Below are 745 nucleotides of genomic sequence, written 5' to 3'. Positions count from 1 at the left end.
ATTGGCTGCGGAGAACCGGGAGCTGCGTCGGGAGCTGGCCGAGGCCCGGATGGAACGGGACATCCTTAAAAACCGCCCACACGGCGCACCGCGTCCCTTGTGATTAGAAACACTCTGAGACGTACACTGGATGCACGCAAGGACTGTGGCCGTTTGCTTCTTGGCGGTATGAACCCCCGTCAAAAAACCTGGCCCAGGGGAAGCTGCGGACCCGTTTGTGGTGGCGTCCTTGGGCGACCCCGTTTAGGAAGTTGATTTTATCCGAGTCCCCGTCCTGCGTCTGACGACCCAGGAGGTGGCTCATGCCCAAAGACAAAACCAGATCCAAGCCGAGCGGCTTGCCGATCATTCATCCCTTCGCCGCGGGCATCGACATTGGCTTGCGGTTCCATGTTGTCGCCGTCAGCCCCGATCTGTGCGACGAACCTGTACAAACTTTCCAGGCATTTACCAGCGACCTGCAACGCATGGCGGCTTGGTTGGTGGCCACCGGCACCAAAACTGTGGTGATGGAGTCCACCGGGGTTTACTGGGTTGCTGCCTATGAAGTATTAGAGTCGCACGGCCTTGATGTCGTCCTGGCGAATGCACGCGAGGCGCGTGCCGTCCCTGGCCGAAAAAGTGACGTCAACGATGCACAATGGTTACAGCGCTTGCATGCGTGTGGTCTGCTGCGTGCGAGCTTTAGGCCGGGCCGCGACATTGCCGAGCTGCGCGCCTATCTTCGTGTCCGGGAGCGCCATAC

The 745-nt window shown here is 59.9% G+C and carries 1 protein-coding gene; it reads left to right on the top strand.

The window, feature by feature from the left end:
- Window positions 1-302 precede the first annotated feature (302 nt).
- Window positions 303-745: IS110 family transposase (locus tag ACUHMQ_RS20935; protein WP_445297372.1), on the top strand; the 443-nt coding region annotated here is incomplete at its 3' end.

This window comes from Chitinimonas violaceus, assembly GCF_052601015.1.
The sequence above is the reverse complement of the archived record's forward strand: the minus strand, read 5'-3'. Positions and strand labels throughout refer to the sequence as shown.